The 929-nt window shown below is 53.7% G+C and carries 1 protein-coding gene; it reads right to left on the reverse strand.

Going from position 1 to position 929, the window contains the following annotated elements; all coding sequences use genetic code 11:
- Positions 1 to 160: 160 nt before the first annotated feature.
- A partial coding sequence (locus tag ACTNA4_RS16085; RefSeq protein ID WP_373222079.1) for an MFS transporter occupies positions 161 to 929 on the reverse strand: 769 nt, incomplete at its 5' end.

Below are 929 nucleotides of genomic sequence, written 5' to 3' on the forward strand. Positions count from 1 at the left end.
AATGCTCATGTACGGTAAAGTATCACAAGAAAATTATGTCGAATTGACAGCCGCCTCCGCTATACCGAATAAGGAAATAAAGAGTCCTCAAATTTTGCGCTACTAAATGAAGACGAGCGGAAGTAATCTCCCGCTCGTCAGTAAACTTAACTATGCCATATCAATCCCGCTTCTTTCCCGCCACCGGCACTAAGAACAGCGCGGGCAACAGCAGGAAAGCGGTACAGACCAGCCCCCAGGGTATGGACACCTGCTGGGCTACCAGCCCCACAATAGGCCCGCCGATGATCTGCCCGAAAGAGTCCAGCTGTCCGCTGGTGGAAAAGACTGTGGCGCGCATTTTCTCATCCACATGGTCGTTCATCCAGGCGGCCAGCACAGGCTCCTTGATGGTGCGCATAAGCCCCGCCAGCAGGAACACCAACAACATGAACCAAAAGCTCCGCCCCACCGCGAAGAGAACCAGGCACAGGATATACCCGGCGCTGGTGGACATGACCACACTGGTTCGGCTGACAGTCCCTTTTTTCTCCATGCGGGCGATGAGCAACTGAGAAGCCAGAATACCTAAGCCGCTGCCGATAAGACTGATAACACCGAACCAAGTGACGCTGTTCAGCGGCCCGATAACGGGTATTACCGTGTCATCCAGAAAATGAGCGGTGGAGAGCCGGTCAAAGCCTTCACTGGCAAGTCCCCCGCATAGTGTGATTGCTAAGAGCGCCAGCAACACAGGTGCGCCTTTCACAAAGCCCAGGTTGAGCTTGAACAGGCAGACAAAGTCTTTAAGCAAGCCCTGCCGTTCCTCAATAGCAGGGGAGAAGTTGGTTTCTGGCATGATGCGAACCAACACCAGCCCCAACAACAAGCACAAACTGCCCCCCAAGATGACAGGCATTTGCAGGTTTATGTTTCCCAGCAGTGTGCCC

This window comes from Bariatricus sp. HCP28S3_A7 (assembly GCF_052066375.1).
Lineage (GTDB): Bacteria > Bacillota > Clostridia > Lachnospirales > Lachnospiraceae > Allocoprococcus.